The sequence below is a fragment of the Acinetobacter sp. 228 genome, assembly GCF_048147885.1.
Map to the genome: position 1 here is coordinate 1 of NZ_JAYWYV010000116.1, position 1,867 is coordinate 1,867.

Sequence of the window (1,867 nt, forward strand, 5' to 3'; positions counted from 1 at the left end):
TACCTATCTCTTGATAATTAAATCCCTGATCTTGGAGATATAAGTTCCAATACGGCATAAATGTGCCAACAATGGAATAATAAAAGAAGTAGAATCCTGACAGTCTAGCTGTAATTGTTAATGGTTGCATTCGGTTGCTTTATCTTGCAGTTTCAAATAGTTAATCATAATTAAAGTTGCATCCGTTTGTACCACAATGCTGTATTTTGCATTTCATTAGTCTACAAATCAGTCTACAAATTTATTTTTCAATTAATTTAAAAAAATTTGTAGACTGCATGCTTTTTAAGCAAAACACACCCAACTTTCAAACCTAAGTAATTCTATCATTTTGAATAGGATAGAAATGAATTATTATCAACCCATAGTTGATTCTAGCTTCTTAATAGGAAATATGAGTAAAGTGAGATTATGAAAGATTGGGTTTATTTTTATATCGTGCACACAATTAAGTATAGAGAGCCATTCTATAAAGAGATCGGCTGGTCATTGGGTTTAAAGAATAATTATTTAGTTATGAGTGAAATCCTAAGTTAAATAAAGATAAACGATGCAATAATAGGCGGTTTATGTGGATAGTTGGAATGTTTAATTAAAAATCCTGACTCTTCAATTAAAGACTACAAACAAAAAGGCATATTTATGAAAGATTCATTTAAAAATAAATTTAAAAATTTTACAAAGAACCATCTTTTAATTTTTGCATTTGGTTGCTTAGGCCTTCTTTTATTAATGGGCACAGTAATAATTAATGCATTTTGGGGCGGTAGTGTTTTTTTAGAGGTTGCTGATGATTATACGATAATAAAAGATTATATGGCACTATATCTTTCAATGTTAGGTGTCGTTGCAACCTTATATGCAAGTTTTGTTGTAATTTATGCATATGATGCATGGAAAGATCAGAAAAATTTTGACACTGATGTAGAACTCTTAAAGCAAAGTGATGAGAACCTTTGTTTATTTCAAAATGATATTGAAGCTATCTGTACTAAGATTATTGCTATTCACAATGCATATGTTAACAAGCAAGAATTTTACATTTCTCATTCTTTATATAGAGAACCTTTAGAAACAGAAAATGAAAATCTAAAAAAATTTAGTATACATCTTCATAGATATCTTGATTACAATAAGCACGAAACAAGACTAAAAGAATTACTATTAGAATATCATAGTTTAGCTAATGAGTTCCTCTATCTTAATAAAGATTTTGCCACTAATATTTATTTACCAATTTATAATGAGTTAAAAAATATTAGTAATACTGGTTGGGCAGACTCTACACTAATTTTCTCTTTTTTATCTAAAGATGGCCAAAAAGATAAGTTGGTCCAAAACTACTATAGTGTATTAAAAAGCAATTATAGTAATGCTGATTTTGTTGAAGAAGATAAAGTAACTGGCAAAATGATTGACAGGATTCTCAACTATAGTGAACTCTATGAGTTAATGAAGGATTACTATAAAGAGATAAATGAAATTATAAAAACACGTATGAGAGCTTAAGTTTTTATTAGAAAATATTCAACAACTCTTGTAAATACTAATTAAAAAAACAAGGATGTTTTTATGTGTGCAAACTATTAACCAATATCAAAAGACAGAGTACACTTGTTAGATTTATTCGAACCAACATTCGATTATAAAGATGATGTATATCCGGGTTACGACTGCCCTCTTATTTTTTCTAAATATGGCCATATAGAATGCAGATTTAGCATCTGAAATTGTTATGTTTTATGCCTTGCTAGAATCTGTTTTAATCGACACAAATTCAAATGGCCTACTAAACAATCCTGCTTACTCGAGTATAGAAGCTTATAAAGAAACCTATTCAATTCTTAATGAAGCGATAACCTTAGGA

2 protein-coding genes and 1 pseudogene are annotated in these 1,867 nt (G+C 28.8%); 2 read left to right on the forward strand and 1 reads right to left on the reverse strand.

The window, feature by feature from the left end; translation table 11 throughout:
• Nucleotides 1-130 (reverse strand): MFS transporter (locus tag VXQ92_RS16440; RefSeq protein WP_416682547.1); only part of this gene is annotated, 130 nt, incomplete at its 3' end.
• Between the two features lie 512 nt (nt 131-642).
• Between VXQ92_RS16440 and VXQ92_RS16445 the strand changes: the two genes are divergently transcribed.
• Together VXQ92_RS16445 and VXQ92_RS16450 are read left to right on the forward strand one after the other, a co-directional pair.
• Nucleotides 643-1,509: a hypothetical protein gene (locus tag VXQ92_RS16445; RefSeq protein WP_416682546.1), complete on the forward strand. Its 867-nt coding sequence runs from the start codon at nt 643-645 to the stop codon at nt 1,507-1,509.
• 84 nt (nt 1,510-1,593) lie between these two features.
• Nucleotides 1,594-1,716 (forward strand): annotated as a pseudogene (locus VXQ92_RS16450) (SOS response-associated peptidase); the annotation flags it as partial.
• Nucleotides 1,717-1,867 lie beyond the last annotated feature (151 nt).

Coding starts and splice junctions, on each gene's coding strand:
- VXQ92_RS16445 (WP_416682546.1), top strand. CDS start 643: ATGAAAGATTCATTTAAAAATAAATTTAAAAATTTTACAAAGAACCAT.